Raw genomic sequence first — 15,344 nt, 5'->3', positions numbered from 1 at the left:
GGTGCGGCCGCCCCTGCGGCCCCCACCCCCTGACCTCAATTCCCCTGAGCCCCCGCAGACCTCTGGTGCTCGCTTCCGCAGTCCGGCTCAGTCCGAATGGCCGGGAGCGGTGAAGTCGGCTGCCGCGCGGAGGCGCCCGTACTCCTCGGCCATACTTTGAGCGGTCCAGTGCGCGTTGAGGCCGCTGGGGTTGGGCAAGGCCCAGACCCGGGCACCGCCGATCGTCCGGTCCTGCGGGCCGATCTGTGCGCGACGCTCGCCGAAGGCGGTGCGGTAGGCGGTGACCCCCACCACCGCCAGCCACTGCGGTCGCAGTTGCTCGACCTTGGCCGTGAGGATCAGTCCGCCCTCGCGGAACTCCTTGGCAGCCAGTTCGTCGGCTCTCGCCGTGGCCCGGGCGACCACATTGGTGATGCCCAGACCGTAGGCCAGCAGCTCGTGCTGTTCCGAGGGCTTCAACTGGCGGGGAGTGAAGCCGGACAGGTGCACAGTTATCTGCACTACGTCTTCTCGTTGGTCTCGGTGCTGGTACCCGAGATCAACGAGGAGAGCGCGAGTGGACCTGCGACATGAACTGATGGAGGGGCGAGCGGACGTCCCCCGCGTCGGGGCGGTAGTTCCGGCGAGGAGGGTGCATCCCCCGTACATCGTCCTCAACGGGTATGACGACGAGGTCGAGCCGGTCACTGCGTACCTGAGGGACCTGGCCCTGCACGACAGCAGCCCGCTGACGGTCCGCAGCTACGGGTACGGGTTGCTGCGCTGGTTCCGCCTGCTGTGGCTGCTCGGGGTCGGTTGGGAGAGGGCAACCGAGGCCGAGACCGCGGTGCTGGCCGGATGGCTGCGGACAGCGCCGAACCCTCAACGGCAGCGCAAGTCGGCTGGTGGCCTGGCCCCGGGCTCGGTGAACCTACGCACTGGGAAGCCGGTCCTGCGTGCTGGCTACGCGCCGCGGACGATCAACCACGCGCTGTCGGTGGTCAGCGGGTTCTACGAGTTCCACGCGCACCAGGGCAATGGGCCAGTCACCAACCCGGTCCCGGTCTCCCCGCAGCGGCGCCGGGCCCTGGCCCACCGCAGCCCGCTTGAGCCGATGGTGGTGCTGGGCCGGGCCCGGCTGCGCCAGAAGGTGGCAGACCGGCCGCCGCGGTCGATCCCCGATCACTTGTGGGACGAGCTGTTCGAGCGCATGGGATGCGAGCGCGACCGCGCCCTTCTGGAGTTCTACGTCACTAGTGGTGCCCGAGCGGAGGAATTGCTCGGCGTCGGCATCGGCGACCTGGACTGGGCTGGCCAGCGCGTCTACGTGATCTCGAAGGGGTCGCGGGAGCGTCAGCCTGTTCCGGCCTCTCCACAGGCGTTCGTACGGTTGGCCCGCTACCTCGACGAGGTCGGCACCCCGCCGGCGGACGAGCCTTTGTGGCGGACTCGTCGAGGGATGGACCGGCCTTTGTCCTACTGGGCGATGCGGCGAATCATGCAGCGCGCCAATGAGGCGCTGGGCACCAATTGGACGCTGCACGACCTGCGGCACACGGCTGCGAGCCGTATGGCCAACGGTGGCAAGCTCACGCTGCCCGAGGTGCAGTCCATCCTGCGGCACGCCAACATCCAGACCACCAGCCGTTACCTGACGGTGCGCGTCGAGGAGCTTTTCGACAAGCTCACCGAGCACTACAACGCTCCACGCATCGAACGGAGCTATCCCAGCGGCTATGACGCCGACGACATCGCGGCGGTGTTCGGTGCCTAAATCCCGTCTCAGCACCACCACGGGGGCCAGTCGACGGCATGGCCCGGTTGCCGAAGGTCTCGACTTCGCCAGCAGATTCGTCGGAGGAATCATCACGGCCGAACCAGCCGTCGCTGCGGCACCGCCCCGCCCGCACGGCGAGCTCGGCTCCGCCTCCTCCACTCACATCTCCCGACTTGCCGCCACAGTATGGATGGACGCGGACAAGGTGACCCGATACCAGCGAGCGCAGGCCACCGAATGCGTCCTGCAGTACCTGCGTGACTTTCCCGGTCAGACGTGGCAGGAGCGATGGGACGCCAGCCCCATCGGACAGGGGCTGGTCGCCGCCAACTCGCTAGGAACTCGACGTTCCACGGGCTTGGCCATTACCCCGGGGGTGCGGGCGCTCTACTGCCTGCGCGCCATCCAGCCGACCCTTGTTACCTTCCGGCGCAACGTGTTGCACAACTTCGCGCCGATGTTCGTCACCGGCCAGGACGACCCGCTCCTGGAGAAATACGCCGCGCAGGTTCAAGCGCAACCGATGCGGCACGTCCACCGTCGAGAGGCCATGGCCGAGCTGTGCACCCTCCTTGCGGTCCAGGGAGTGGCACTGAGCGATGTGACGCCGGAAGCGGTGGTGCACTTCACGCAAGAAAACCGCAGGGCTCGCAGTGTGTTGCAGCCCGGGAACAAGGTGGCGAACCGGCTGGTCGGCCAGGGGATGTGGAATGTCCTGCATGCCATGGGGCACTTCCCGCCCGCGACGCCCCTCACGCTCCGGGCCGCTCTAATGCGGGGTCAACGCACCGTCGAGGAGATGGTCACCCAATACCCCATCCGCAATCAGGCGGTGCGGGCTCTGCTGATCGACTACTTCACGCGGCGCCGGGCCGACACTGACTACTCCACGCTGAAGAACCTCGTCCTGCTGGTCGCCCATCACTTCTGGGAGAAGATCGAGCGCGTCAACCCCGACCAGGCTGATCTGCGGATCTCCCCTGAGCACTACGCGACCTGGCGGCAGATGATCACCGTCAAGGACAACGGCAAGCCTCGTGCCGGCCAAGACAGCATCGTCATCGCGGTCCGAAGTTTCTACTTCGACCTGCACACCTGGGCCGCGGAGGAACCAGAACGCTGGGCGGCGTGGGTCGCCCCTTGTCCTGTTCCGCCCAGCGAACTCCACGGCCTCGGGACTCGCCGACGCCGGATCAACGAACGCTCAGCCAACCGCACCCGTCAGCGCCAGCCCCTGCTGCCCGTCCTGGTCGACCACGTGGAGACGCGCTACGACCGTGCCCGTCTCCTGCTCGAACGGGCCAACAAGGCAGCGGAAGGAGAAGTCTTCACTCACGACGGGACCGACTACCGCCGCGTCATCACCGAAGCCGACCGCAAGCTCCTCCGCCACGGCGACGCGGTCCCCACCCGCGTCATCGAAGAGTCCAGCGGCCAGATCATTCATATCGGAACCGAGGAAGAAACAGCCTTCTGGGAGTGGGCCGCGGTCGAGACTCTGCGGCACTCCGGAGTGCGGGTGGAAGAACTCATTGAGCTCACCCATCTCAGCGGTCGGCAATACCAGCGGGCAAACGGAGAGGTCATCGCATTGCTGGTGATCGCCCCGTCGAAAACCGACCGCGAACGCGTGATTCCGATGTCCGCCGAGCTCTTCCACGTCATCGCTTCCATCATCCGCCGGCACACCCGCACAGGCCGCCCGATCCCCCTCATCAGTCGGTACGACCCACACGACAAGGAGTGGAGCGCCCCCATGCCGTTCCTCTTCCAACGGCAGAACGGCACCACGCCCGCCGTGTTCTGCACGGGCACCATCCAGGAGATGATCAGCCGACGCGGGCAGGCCCTTGCCGAAGCACATCCAGGGTTTCGCGGATTGAAGTTCACCCCGCACGACTTTCGAAGAATCTTCGCCACCGAACTCGTTAACAGCGGCCTACCGATCCACATCGGAGCGGCCCTGTTGGGCCACCTCAACATCCAGACCACCCGTGGTTACGTTGCGGTCTTCGACGAGGACGTCGTCCGGCACTACAAGGAGCATCTGCACCGACGGCGCGAGGTTCGGCCTGAGGGCGAATACCGTGACACGACGGACCAGGAATGGGGCGAATTCGAGGAGCACTTCGACCGCCGAAAGGTCGAACTCGGCTCCTGCGGACGACCCTACGGCACCCCCTGCCAACACGAACACGCCTGCATCCGCTGCCCGATGCTCCACATCAACCCGAAGATGCTCGACCGACTCGAAGAACTCGAAACCGATCTCCTCGCCCGCCTCCAGCGGGCCCAGGACGAGAACTGGATCGGCGAGGTCGAAGGCATCAACCTCACGCTCACCTTCCTCCGCGCCAAGCGCGAGGAAACCCAACGCCGGACACGGCGTCCCGCCGTCGATCTGGGCATCCCCAAGCCCCGAATCGTCCCCTCAACCCCGGAGGCACCGTGACGAGTCACATGCCCCCACATTCCCGTGAAGGCGAAGCAGAGGGAAGCCGGCAGGCGCCTCACCAGATGAGAACGCCCCCACCCATTTCCTCCGCGCGCCTGGCGGCATCCTCGATGTTCGCCAACCTCTCAGAGATCTGGCGCCGGAGTTCCTCGGCCGTCCTTACCGGGGAACCGCCGGCAACGATCTCCTCCAGGTTCTTGCGGAGCACGGCACACTCACGGCGGAACTCTGGCACCTGGCCGGCCTCGACCTGCAAGTCTGTGTCGGCCAGGACCGGAAAGAACTGGGCTCCCAGTGAACGGACCACCTCCGAACCCCACACGGTGGTACGCCAACTTTCGAATCCAGCCAGATCAGAGCATTCCTCCGGAACGTCCAGGACCTGCCTCTTGCCGTCCGCGCCAACGACGAAGACATCCACTGACAAACTCATGGTCGAAGTGGATCACAGTTGCCGAGTGAGGGTCCATACGATTCAGCACCCGGGGTCGGGGAGTCTGCGCGGACGACGTCACACCCGAACGGGTGAAGTGCAGAGAAGGAGCACTGGCCAGAAGCGGTTGCCGGGGCGGGCGAAATGGTGGCCCGTGGCGCCCGTCATCAGGCTCGGGTTGATTCCGCAGAACAGCACGCGCAAGCCGCCCGCAACCACATCGGGAACGATGCGATCGCGGGCGGCCTGGAGCTCTTCGGGTGTCATCCGGTCAGAGGATCGAGCCCGGTGTGTATCCCGCAGCCTCGGGGTGCTGCTTGGTGATCTCCTCGATCCGGGCGACGAGCGCGGTGACCTGGTCGCCGGCCGCTCCCGTGAAGGAGAGCTTGTCTGCCATCAGCGCGTCCAGCTGTTCCCGGTCCAGCGGGATGCGGCCGTCGGCGGCGAGCTTGTCGAGCAGCTCGTTGCGCTCCGTGCCCTGCTCGCGCATGGCCAGAGCGGCGGCGACCGCGTTCTCCTTGATGGCCTCGTGGGCGACCTCGCGGCCGACGCCGGCGCGCACCGCGCCCATCAGTACCTTGGTCGTGGCGAGGAACGGCAGGTACCGGTCCAGTTCGCGGGCCACGACCGCCGGGAACGCCCCGAACTCGTCGAGCACCGTGAGGAAGGTCTCCAGCAGACCGTCGAACGCGAAGAACGCGTCCGGCAGCGCCACCCGGCGGACGACGGAGCAGGACACGTCGCCCTCGTTCCACTGGTCGCCCGCCAGTTCGCCCGTCATCGAGGCGTAGCCGCGCAGGATCACCATCAGTCCGTTGACGCGTTCGCAGGACCGGGTGTTCATCTTGTGCGGCATCGCCGACGAGCCGACCTGACCCGGCTTGAACCCCTCGGTCACCAGCTCGTGCCCGGCCATCAGCCGGATCGTCTTCGCGACTGACGAGGGCGCGGCGGCCAGCTGCACCAGTGCGGTCACGACGTCGTAGTCGAGCGAGCGGGGGTAGACCTGGCCGACCGAGGTGAACGCCTGTCCGAAGCCGAGGTGGGCGGCGATGCGCTGCTCCAGGTCGGCGAGCTTGCCGGCGTCACCGCCCAGTAGGTCAAGCATGTCCTGCGCCGTGCCGACGGGACCCTTGATGCCCCGCAGCGGGTAGCGGCCCAGCAGGTCCTCCAGCCGGCCGTACGCCACCAGCAGCTCGTCCGCCGCGGTCGCGAAACGCTTGCCGAGCGTGGTCGCCTGGGCGGCGACATTGTGGGAGCGGCCGGCGATGACCAGCTCGCCGTATTCGCCCGCAAGCCTGCCGAGCCGGGCCAGGACGGCCACGGTGCGGTCGCGCATGAGCTCCAGCGAGAGCCGGATCTGCAGCTGCTCGACGTTCTCGGTGAGGTCCCGGGAGGTCATGCCCTTGTGGACCTGCTCGTGCCCGGCGAGAGCGTTGAACTCTTCGATCCGTGCCTTGACGTCGTGCCGGGTGACCTTCTCGCGTTCCGCGATGGAGGCGAGGTCGACCTGGTCGAGGACCCGCTCGTAATCGGTGAGGGCTGCGTCGGGTACCTCGATCCCGAGGTCCTTCTGAGCGCGCAGCACCGCCAGCCAGAGCTGGCGCTCCAGCTTCACCTTCTGCTCGGGGGACCAGAGGACGGCCAGCTCCGTGGAGGCATAGCGGCCGGCCAGGACATTGGGGATGCGAGGTTTCGCAGACACAGCAGTCACGTGTCCAGAGTTTACCTGTCGTCTTCAGTGGTTCGTGAGCGTCCACCAAGTCCATAAGGTCCAGGTCAGAGGCTCCTGGACCTCCGTCTCACACATCGCGTGCGAGACATGGGTGAGACGAAACGGCCCCGGGACGGTGACTCCAGCACCGCCGGGGCCTTGAGACGAAACCCCTTCCGATCAAGGGAGTCGAACCCGTGCAAGACCGTAGCCTCAGCGCCGAGGGGTACTGCCCCTGGGATGCTGCGGAGAAGGAGTCAGGCGGGCCGATGAGCGCGCCGCGCACCGTCATGGTGCCGACCCTTGACCACGGCCCGGTCACCTCACCTGCCCGGCTTGGTGCGCTGGCCACACCGGGCACCCGGTCGAGTGCCGGGTCGTCCTCGCTCACGCTGGCGCCGAGGGCGTCTTGACTCACGACGGCGAACCGCTCCACTTTGCCGAGCTGGTGAAGTATCCGTACGGTCGGTGCGCCCGCCGGCACGTGAGTGTCTATGTCGAATTGTCCGGGTTCGCCCGGACACTGGCGTCGGCCGAGCTGGACGCGCTGGCCGCGGCGCTCGTCGACCACGCCGCGCAACTGCGGGCCCTCGCTCGCCATCTCAGCACCCTCCGCGATGCCAAGGGAACCAGTGAAGCAGATCGACGCGGTCGCCGCTCTCACGGCCGCGGCTGTGAGCGTCCTTCTCACCGGTGCCGGATTCTGGAAGAACGCGTGAGACGACGAAGCCCCGCCGGATATCCGGCGGGACTTCGTGGCGCGGCGGGCTGCGATGGCGTGGCGCCGTTGTACTCAGGCTCTCCATTTTCGAGCACGCCGAGCGACGGGGTGGTGGCGATACGTGTCGTGCGGCTGATGCGCAGCACGCGGCACGGGAACTCCCCACGACGAACCAGGTCGTAGCCCTTCGTCCGCGAAAACCCCAACGCCCTGGAAGCGTCCTCCACGCTCCCGGTTCCGCCCCAGGTGGCACGGATGCGCGAAGGGCTGTACTGGACGCCCTGCGGTACCTGGACGGCGCTCCCGGCAGCCACGCCGGCTGCTTTCGCGCTCACGCTGTGGCTCCCTCAGGGTCGGGCGCGAGGCGAGGAACGAGGCGGCTGCCGCCCGCGCCGACGCCATCGCCGCGCTCCAGCCCCGCCGTCCGCTCGTCACCGGCCCGTCCCTCAGCTGAAGTGTGCCCCACCGTCGACCAGGAACGACTGGCCATTGATGAAGGCGGCGTCGTCCGAGAAGAGGAACGCCACCATCGCGGCCATGTCCTCCGGCTTGCCGAGACGCGGGGAACGTACCGATGCCAGGACTTGGTCCCGCCATTCCTCGGTGGTCGACGCCAGGGCCGCGGTCGTGAGGGTGACGCCGGGGGAGAGCAGATTGCAGCGCACTCCCTGCTTCCCACCGAGACTCGCAGTGTGCCGCGTGAGCCCCAGGAGGCCGCTCTTGGACGCCTGATAGGCGACCTTCGTGGTCCCACCGCCCCAGACCGCGCTCGACATCGTGTTGACGATCGATCCGCTGCCCTGCCCGAGCATGACCGGCAGTGCATGGCGGATGCCGAGCATGTATCCGGTCAGATTGATGTCGAGCGCCCGCTGCCAGAGGTCCAGCGGCACCGAGGTGACATCGACGTCGCCGTTCATCGTGGCGGGGGACAGGTCGGCCGCCACGTTGTACAGCCCGTCCAGGCGTCCATAGGTGCGTACGGTGAAGTCAATGAGGCCGGCGTACGAATCCTCGTTCGTGATGTCGAACTGCCGGGCCGTGGCTTCACCGCCGGCCTTCCGGATCTCTGCCGCGACCTTCTGAGCGGCCGACTCGTTGAGGTCGGCCACGACCACCGACATGCCTTCCTCGGCCAGCCGGACGGCGGTCGCACCACCGATGCCGCCGGGTGCTCCGCCGGCGACGACCGCCACTTTGCCCTTCAGTCCACGCATCTCGCTCTTCCTTAAGAATCTCGGGATTGGGTGTTGTGCTCGACGACCATGTCGGTGGTGGCGAAGTGGCGCAGGAAGATCTCACGTTCCCTCGCCAGTGCGTCACGGAGGGACAGTCGGCCGCTGTCCCGGATGGACTGGGTGGCAGCGATCAGGGCCGGGCCCGAGTGCCGTACGAACTGCTGCGCCCATTCGATCGTGTGGTCGACGAAGTCCTCTGCCGGAAGTACGGCGTTGAGCCAGCCGACCCGATACGCCTCATCGGCGGTGAGGGGGCGTCCGCTGAGGACCACTTCGGCCGCGATGCCGGGTCCGACCAGACGGGACAGCCGGACGGTGCCGCCCGCCCCCGGCATGATTCCGGCCGGCACCTCCGACTGTCGCAGTCGGGCGCGTGGTGAACCGACCCGCATGGTGCAGGCCAGCGCGAGCTCGCTCCCGCCGCCCGACGCGAGTCCGTCGATCGCGGCGATCGTCGGCTGCGGCAGTTCTTCGATCCGGTGGAAGGAGTCGAGGTAGGCGTCGAATCCCGGCGAGTGGATCGCTCCGTCCTGGCCCAGTGCGAGCCAGTCCGGGTGCTGTTTCAGGTCACCGTGGTTGACGAAGTACCCGTCGCTGCCGCCAGTGATCACCACCAGCTTCACCCGGTCGGTGTTTCGTGCCAACTGATCGAACATGCGGCCGAGTTCGGCGAGGGACTCCGGATCGAGGAGGTTGTCCGGCGGCCTGCGGTAGGTCAGCAATGCGATCGAATCGCGGTATTCGAGGGTCCAACTGCTCATTCTGTGTGCATCCTCAAGGACAGGGTGCCGCTGTGGCTGGGCATCACGTCGCGTGGACGTGGCGAGCGCCAGCCATAGCGGTCACCGGACGTACTCGGGCGCCGTCACTTGCCCTTGGGGCCCTGCGCCAGGACGTAGTCGATCCACAGCGCCGACGCGCCACCGTGTCGCGACAGCACGTCGGTGAGAGCGATCCGCTCCGGCGAGGTGATCTCCGGGGTCCACTCGCTGAGCAGCGCGGTCCAGTTGATCGGCCTGGCGCCGGCCATCGTGAGGCGGATCTTGGCGTCCTCGTGTGCCTCCCGGGTGACGCCGGCCGAGCAGTCGGACACGAAGAACACCTCGTACCCGTCCTTGAGCGCGCCCAGGACGGCCTGCGCGAGACAGACGTCGGTGGACAGGCCCGCCATCACGAGCTTCCGGCGCCCGGTGGCCTCCACCGCCGCGCGTACGTCGGGGTGCGACCAGGCGTTGGTGGTCACCCGGTCGATCGGCTTGTGGTCCGGGAAGACCTCGCTGATCTCCTTGAAGATCGGGTCGTCCAGCGGGCCGCCGGTCGCACCGACCGTGGTCAGTACGGTCGGCACGCCCAGGATCTTGGCCGTCTTCGCGAGCCCGGTCACGTTGTTGATCAGCTCGGTCTGCGAGGGCGGGGCTGTGACCATCGCGATGGCCGGCTGGTGGTCGATCAGGACGACGGCGGAGTTCTCGATGGTGAGTTCGTTCTGGTTCTCGGACATGGTGGTCTTCCCTTCGGTGGGTACGGCGGCGAATCCGCTGAGAAAGAGTCTGGTGAGCGGCAGCGTCGGCCACATCGGTCAAACAACTGCCGATACGCGGCAGGCGAGCGACGGTCGGATGACCGATGCCCGGACAGGACCCGAGCCCGAATCATGGTCCGTGACCATGGGCTGCCCTGCCGGACAGGCCCCAGGACGGCCCGGAAAGGCGGACACCATGCAATTCGGCATCTTCACGGTCGGCGACATCGCACCCGACCCGGTCACCGGCCACACCCAGAGCGAGGCGTAGCGCATCAGCAGCATCGTCGGCGTGGCCCAGCGGGCCGACGAGGTCGGCCTGGGCGTGTTCGCGCTCGGCGAGCACCACAACCCGCCGTTCATTCCCTCCTCGCCCACCACCCTGCTGGGCACATCGCCGCGCTGACCGAGCGCATCGTCCCCAGCACCTCGGTCACGCTCGTGACCACGAACGACCCGGTGAGGCTCGCCGAGGACTACGCCATGCTCCAGCACGTGGCGAAGGGGCGCCTCGACCTCATGGTGGGTCGCGGCAACACGATGCCGGTCTATCCGTGGTTCGGAAAGGACATCCGCAAGGGCATGGCGCTGGCCCTCGAGAACTACAACCTGCTGCACCGGCTCCGGCGGGAGGACGTCGTCGACTGGGAGGGCGAGTTCCGCACCCCGCTGCAGGGCTTCACCTCGACGCCCCGGCCGCTGGACGGCGTATCCCCTTCGTCTGGCACGGTTCGATCCGCTCACCGGAGATCGCCGAACAGGCCGCTTACTACGGCAACGGATTCTTCGCCAACCACGTTCTCGCGCCCAACCTGCACTTCAAGCCGATCGTGGATCTCTACCGCAGCTGGGGGATTCCGCACTCGGCCACCGGATCGAACGCGCCGCCACCGAACTCGTGGTTCTGCTGCGCAGCGGCATCGGCGGCTCCATCGCCGACCGTGCCTGGACCGGTTACAGCCACCAGTTCGGCGGCAACGCCACACGTGCCGAACGGGGCGTCGAGGACGTGGACTTCAGCACCGATCTCATGCGACTCACGGCCGGCGGGAAGGGGTGAGGGAGGGCGTGAACCGCCCCCGACGCGCCGACGCCAGGTCCTACCGAGGCGAGAGCATCTTCGTCAGCTACGAGCCGAACTCTGCCTGCACGGGGGTGATTGCGTGCAGGGACTGCCGGCCGGAGGTCTTCGACACCGCCCGCAGACCGTGGATCCAGCCGACGGCCGCCCCCACCGCCGAGATCGAGCAGATCGTCCGGCGCTGCCCCAGCGGTGCCCGGCAGTACCACCGGATGGACGGCGCGGGGGACGAATCCCCCACTCGACCCACCACGATCTCGCGCCGCCCGGAAGGCGCCCTCGTGATCCGAGGCGAACTCGCCGTCGACACGACGGACGGAGTGCGGCAGGAGACCTGGGCCGTACTCTGTGGCTGCGGGGCCACCCGCAACGTACCGTGCTGCGACCACAACGGGCCCAGTCGGCCGTCCCGGTCCTCGCCCGCAGACAGCAGGAGCTGAGCATGACCACACCACGTGACCTGATGGTCATAGCCCTGGACGCGGCATCAGGTCGCCCACCGGGCCGGGGTGAACTGTCGCTCGCGCTCGCGGGAGCCGAGCTGATCGACCTGGTCGCCGCCCGGGCCGCCGAGCTGGACGGCGACCACATCGTGCCGGCCGGCGGGCCCGCGCCCGACGACGCGCTGTTGCGGGCCGCCGCTTCGGTACTTGTGCGGGAGGAGCCGTACGAGTCCGTGGACGACTGGCTGTGGCGACGGGGCCGCGACCTGTCCTTGGCGTATCAGGCCGCGTTGGAGGCGGAGGGGCTGCTCACCCGGCAGCGGAGCCGCAGGCTATCGTTCCGGGCGGGCAGTGAGCCCACGCTCGTCGATTCGCCCGAGCGCCGTAGCGCGGCCGACCGCCTGACGGCAGAGGAGCCCGTACTCATCGCTCTGGCGGCGGCCGTACGAATTCATGACGAATCCGCCGTCGACTCCGTTGACTCCGACGGCTCCGCCGATTCCGTTGAATCCGTGGATCTGCCGGACGGCGTGGAGGCGGTGCTGGCCGCGCTCGGCGACGCGGAGTTGGAGCTGGCAGCCGTACGGCAGCGTCGGGACGTGGAACAAGCGGCCTTTGGTCAGGTCCTGAAGGTGCCGGCCGGACGGTTTGACCCGGCGGAGGATCAGCCGCAGGCCCTTGCTCCGGCCTTCTCTGGCGCTCAGCCGGTCAGCTCCGCGACCCCGTAGGCATCGTGGGGGCCGCCGTCTCGGTGCAGGGAGCTCTCCCAGGTCCTCTCGGGCAGCCGGGCGATCGCCTTCTCGTCCGCCTCGGTGATCGTCCATCCGGTAGTGAAACGGACCGTGCGCCGCCGCGTGTTCAACGCGAGGAGATGTTCGTGCAGACCGTGGGTGGCGCCCGCCCCGGCGGACCCGCGCTACGCGGGCCGGGGCATCGGGGGCGCACTCGTCCGGACCTCCCTCGACGAGGCGCGCGAACCTGGGCTCGCCGTGCTGCCGACCTGCTCGTTCTACGCCGGGTGGATCGCCCGTCACCCGGACTGTCAGGACCTCCTCCACCGGCGCCCGATCCGCGTCGCGGACTGACCGGGCCGGCCCGTCGGACGCCGACTCCGCGTCCGACGGGTCGGAGGCACGCCGCTACTCGTCGCCGGATTCCGCTACGAGACGCGCGAACGTGTCCAGTGCATCGCCGAGTTCGCGACGTGAGGAGATCCCGAGCTTGGCGAACACGTTGCGCAAGTGCCATTCGACGGTGCGGGCGCTGATGAAAAGCTGGGCGCCGATCTCCGGGTTCGTATGCCCGTCGGCCGCGAGCCGGGCGATGAACGCTTCCTGCGCGGTCAGGGTGTTCGCTACTCCGACGGTGCGCTTGCGGGCCGTCTCGCCGCACGCAAGGAGTTCGCGCCGGGCGCGGTCGGCGAATGCTGCTGCGCCCATGCCGACCAGCATGTCGTGGGCGGTGCGCAGTTCGGCCCGGGCGTCCACGCGGCGGTTCTCGCGGCGCAGCCACTCGCCGTAGACCAGGTGGGCACGGGCGAGTTCGGGGCGGAGCGCGGTGCGGCCGAGTCTGTCTATGGCCTCGCGGTAGAGGCGCTCGGCCGCGGCGCCCGAGGTGAGCAACGCCCGCGAGCGGACCGCGATGCCAAGCCCGGGCTCTTCCCCGCTCGCCAGGACCGACCGTTCCAGGCGGTCGAGGGCTGCACGGGCGTGGTCCGGACGGCCGGAGCGCGCGGTGGCTTCGACGAGTTCGGGGAGCGCCCACAGCGAGACGTACAGCCCCGGTGAGTCCTCGGCGGCCGCGGCCGCGAGTTCCGCCGCCTGGTCGTACCGGCCGAGGCTGTTGTGCAGAATCGCGCCGTTCCATTGGGCGAACGCCTCGGCGACGCCCTGTCCTTGTGCCCGGCCATCGGCGATCGCGGCGGTGATCAGTGATTGGGCGGCTTCCTCGTCGCCGCGCAGCGTGGCCGCCATGATCGGGATGAAGGGGGCGATGCTGGTCCCGGTTGCCGTGCATATGGCGTCGGACTCGGCGAGAAGGGCGTCGGCGGCCGCGAAGTCGCCCTCCCACAGAGTGGCCACGCCCAGCGCGGCGAGCAGGATCGGCAGCTGGTCGAGCGCGCCGGCGTTCCGGGCGTGCCGGGCCTGGCGGGTGAGCATGGCACGCCAGGTCCCGAGGTCCCAGAGGGCGCTGGCGGCCGCCTGGGCGAACCACCCGAGGTGGAGCCTCTCCGCCGTGGTGACGTCCGTTCCGGTGAAGAAGGTGACGATTTCCCGCAGCGCCGGTACGGCTGCGGCCGGCCCCTCGGTGACCAGCAGCGTGAGGGCGTGGAGTGCCCGGTCGGCCGCGACCGGCCCGCTCTCGGGCGGCCGCAGGTTCTGCGCGGCACCGGATATCTTGCGGATGTTCGTGCCGGTCCCGCGGCGTCCCGCGAAGACGGCAGCCATCCATGCGGTCAGGTACGTGTCGCGGGCCAGGTCGCGGTCCAGCGGCTCCAGGCGTTGGGCTGCTTTGAGCAGCATGGGCAGGGTGTCGCCGCCGAGCGCCGAGGCGAAGCCGACGCGGCCGCGCAGCAGGTCCACCCGGGCTCCCTGGAGCTCGTCCAGGGAACGTGCCTCGGCGCTGTCGAGCAGGTCCAGGGCTGTGGAGAACGCGCCGGCTTTCAGGCCGGCCTCCGCAGCCGACAGGATCCGTTCGGCACGGCGTACCGGGTCGACGCTCAGCACCACCGCACGCTGCAGGAACGCGGCGGCGGCAGCCAGCCCGCCGCGAGCCAGCGCCCGGCCCGCCGACGCCTCCAGCTCTGCCGCGATCGCCTCGTCCGGTCCGGATGCGCCCTGGGCGCGGTGCCAGGCCCGGCGGTCGGGATCGGCCACCGGGTCGGTGGCCTCGGCAAGGGCGAGATGTATGGCTTGCCGGTCCTCGGCCGAGGCCGAGCGGTAGGCGGCCGAGCGCAGCAGCGGGTGCCGGAACCGCACCCGCGTCGTGAACTCCACCAGGCCGGCGTTCTCTGCCGCCCCCGCCGCGGCGCAGATCGGGATCCCGAGCGGGGCGGCTGCCCGCCAGACCAGGGCCGCATCTCCGGACGGGTCCGCTGCCGCCAGCTGGAGGAGCCTCCGGCTCTGCGGCGGCAGCGCTTCGAGCCGGTGCAGGAAGCTCTCTTCGATCCGGCCGGACACGGACACCACACCCGGCAGGCCGAACCCGCCGGCCAGCTGGCCGGCCGACAGGCCGCGCGGCAATTCGAGCAGTGCCAGGGGGTTGCCGCCCGTCTCGGCGATGATCTGATCACGTATCCGCGTGTCCAGCGGTGCGGTCAGCACCGAGTCCAGCAGCGCGCCCGCATCGTCGTCGTTCAGCCCGCGCAGGTTCAGCTCGGGCAGTCCCGCGAGTTCCTCGCCGGGTTCGCGCGTCCCGAAGACCAGGCCGACCGGGTCCGCGGCGAGTCGCCGCGCGATGAAGCCCAGTGCCTGGGCGGAAGCCTGGTCCAGCCACTGGTGGTCGTCGACCACGCACAGCAGGGGTTGCTCGCCGGCGGCTTCGGACAGCAGGCCGAGAACGGCCAAACCGACCAGGAACCGGTCCGGAGTCGGCCCGTCGCTCAATCCGAAGGCGATCCGCAGCGCGTCCCGCTGCGGTGCGGTGAGCGCCTCCAGCCCCGACAGCACGGGTGCGCTCAGCTGGTGCAGCCCGGCGAAGGGCAGTTCCATCTCGGACTGCACGCCGGTCACCCGCACAACCCGCAACCCGACCGCCAGTTCGGCCGCGTGGTCGAGCATCAGGGACTTGCCGATGCCCGGCTCACCGGAGACGACCAAGGCCCTGCCGGTCCCGCCACGGACCGCGTTGACAAGCTCGGCAAGCACATCGTGCTCGGCCCGGCGGTTCGCCAGCCACAGCGGGGTACGGCCGTACTTCCTGTTTCGCTCTGCCATGCGCGGGCGCTATCCCAGGCGCAGGGTTGCAGGGGCAGCGAAGGCG

General features: G+C 68.8%; 12 protein-coding genes and 5 pseudogenes. 8 read left to right on the top strand and 9 right to left on the bottom strand.

The genetic code is table 11. The features are described from left to right. Window positions 1-87: 87 nt before the first annotated feature. Window positions 88-489, bottom strand: a pseudogene (locus ACIBB8_RS18675) (mismatch-specific DNA-glycosylase); the annotation flags it as partial. A gap of 67 nt (window positions 490-556) precedes the next feature. Between ACIBB8_RS18675 and ACIBB8_RS18670 the strand changes: the two are divergent. Further along, window positions 557-1,753 carry a tyrosine-type recombinase/integrase gene (locus ACIBB8_RS18670; protein WP_398953360.1) on the top strand — a complete coding sequence of 399 codons (1,197 nt, stop codon included), beginning with the start codon at window positions 557-559 and terminating at the stop codon, window positions 1,751-1,753. Then, entirely contained in the window at window positions 1,716-4,208 is a 2,493-nt protein-coding gene (locus ACIBB8_RS18665) for a site-specific integrase (protein WP_398953358.1), read from the top strand. Before ACIBB8_RS18670 ends, ACIBB8_RS18665 begins: the two co-directional genes overlap by 38 nt. Window positions 4,209-4,266: 58 nt before the next feature. Here the strand turns inward: ACIBB8_RS18665 and ACIBB8_RS18660 are convergent, their stop codons facing one another. The 3 genes and pseudogenes from ACIBB8_RS18660 to purB form a co-directional block, all read right to left on the bottom strand. Then, the gene (locus ACIBB8_RS18660; protein ID WP_398953356.1) at window positions 4,267-4,632 is read right to left on the bottom strand and encodes a hypothetical protein; all 366 of its coding nucleotides are present in this window, start codon (window positions 4,630-4,632) and stop codon (window positions 4,267-4,269) included. Between the two features lie 120 nt (window positions 4,633-4,752). Further along, a pseudogene (locus tag ACIBB8_RS18655) lies at window positions 4,753-4,947 on the bottom strand (uracil-DNA glycosylase family protein); the annotation flags it as partial. Further along, window positions 4,916-6,358 carry an adenylosuccinate lyase gene (purB, locus tag ACIBB8_RS18650; RefSeq protein ID WP_398953354.1) on the bottom strand — a complete coding sequence of 481 codons (1,443 nt, stop codon included), beginning with the start codon at window positions 6,356-6,358 and terminating at the stop codon, window positions 4,916-4,918. The gene purB and the pseudogene ACIBB8_RS18655, both read right to left, overlap by 32 nt. A 334-nt stretch (window positions 6,359-6,692) precedes the next feature. Between purB and ACIBB8_RS18645 the strand changes: the two are divergent. Beyond that, window positions 6,693-6,953 (top strand): annotated as a pseudogene (locus ACIBB8_RS18645) (DUF6907 domain-containing protein); the annotation flags it as partial. 572 nt (window positions 6,954-7,525) lie between these two features. Here the strand turns inward: ACIBB8_RS18645 and ACIBB8_RS18640 are convergent. The 3 genes from ACIBB8_RS18640 to ACIBB8_RS18630 all read right to left on the bottom strand — a co-directional run bounded on the left by ACIBB8_RS18640 (window position 7,526) and on the right by ACIBB8_RS18630 (window position 9,818). Next, window positions 7,526-8,296: an SDR family NAD(P)-dependent oxidoreductase gene (locus ACIBB8_RS18640; RefSeq protein WP_398953352.1), complete on the bottom strand. Its 771-nt coding sequence runs from the start codon at window positions 8,294-8,296 to the stop codon at window positions 7,526-7,528. Window positions 8,297-8,307: 11 nt separating this feature from the next. After that, complete coding sequence (locus ACIBB8_RS18635) at window positions 8,308-9,078, bottom strand: enoyl-CoA hydratase/isomerase family protein (RefSeq protein WP_398953350.1); 771 nt, start codon at window positions 9,076-9,078, stop codon at window positions 8,308-8,310. A gap of 104 nt (window positions 9,079-9,182) precedes the next feature. Beyond that, window positions 9,183-9,818: an isochorismatase family protein gene (locus ACIBB8_RS18630; RefSeq protein ID WP_398953348.1), complete on the bottom strand. Its 636-nt coding sequence runs from the start codon at window positions 9,816-9,818 to the stop codon at window positions 9,183-9,185. Between the two features lie 217 nt (window positions 9,819-10,035). On the opposite strand from ACIBB8_RS18630, the pseudogene ACIBB8_RS18625 reads away from it, so the two are divergent. The 4 genes and pseudogenes from ACIBB8_RS18625 to ACIBB8_RS18610 all read left to right on the top strand — a co-directional run. Further along, a pseudogene (locus ACIBB8_RS18625) lies at window positions 10,036-10,687 on the top strand (LLM class flavin-dependent oxidoreductase); the annotation flags it as partial. Between the two features lie 50 nt (window positions 10,688-10,737). Continuing rightward, on the top strand, window positions 10,738-10,899 hold the full coding sequence (locus tag ACIBB8_RS18620) for a hypothetical protein (RefSeq protein ID WP_398953397.1): 162 nt from the start codon (window positions 10,738-10,740) through the stop codon (window positions 10,897-10,899). 8 nt (window positions 10,900-10,907) lie between these two features. Further along, window positions 10,908-11,360 carry a (4Fe-4S)-binding protein gene (locus ACIBB8_RS18615; protein ID WP_398953393.1) on the top strand — a complete coding sequence of 151 codons (453 nt, stop codon included), beginning with the start codon at window positions 10,908-10,910 and terminating at the stop codon, window positions 11,358-11,360. A 2-nt stretch (window positions 11,361-11,362) separates the two neighbouring features. After that, window positions 11,363-12,091: a GPP34 family phosphoprotein gene (locus ACIBB8_RS18610; protein ID WP_398953391.1), complete on the top strand. Its 729-nt coding sequence runs from the start codon at window positions 11,363-11,365 to the stop codon at window positions 12,089-12,091. Here ACIBB8_RS18610 and ACIBB8_RS18605 read toward each other — a convergent pair. Next, window positions 12,064-12,225 carry a hypothetical protein gene (locus ACIBB8_RS18605; protein WP_398953346.1) on the bottom strand — a complete coding sequence of 54 codons (162 nt, stop codon included), beginning with the start codon at window positions 12,223-12,225 and terminating at the stop codon, window positions 12,064-12,066. The two genes, ACIBB8_RS18610 and ACIBB8_RS18605, sit on opposite strands and share 28 nt — an antisense overlap. 46 nt (window positions 12,226-12,271) lie before the next feature. Between ACIBB8_RS18605 and ACIBB8_RS18600 the strand changes: the two are divergent. Then, window positions 12,272-12,448, top strand: a pseudogene (locus ACIBB8_RS18600) (GNAT family N-acetyltransferase); the annotation flags it as partial. Between the two features lie 54 nt (window positions 12,449-12,502). Here the strand turns inward: ACIBB8_RS18600 and ACIBB8_RS18595 are convergent. Continuing rightward, window positions 12,503-15,298: an ATP-binding protein gene (locus ACIBB8_RS18595; RefSeq protein WP_398953344.1), complete on the bottom strand. Its 2,796-nt coding sequence runs from the start codon at window positions 15,296-15,298 to the stop codon at window positions 12,503-12,505. Window positions 15,299-15,344: the final 46 nt, after the last annotated feature.

This window comes from Streptomyces sp. NPDC051286 (assembly GCF_044455345.1).
GTDB lineage: Bacteria > Actinomycetota > Actinomycetes > Streptomycetales > Streptomycetaceae > Streptomyces.
Note: the sequence above shows the minus strand (reverse complement) of the source record. Positions and strands in the feature narration are given on the sequence as shown.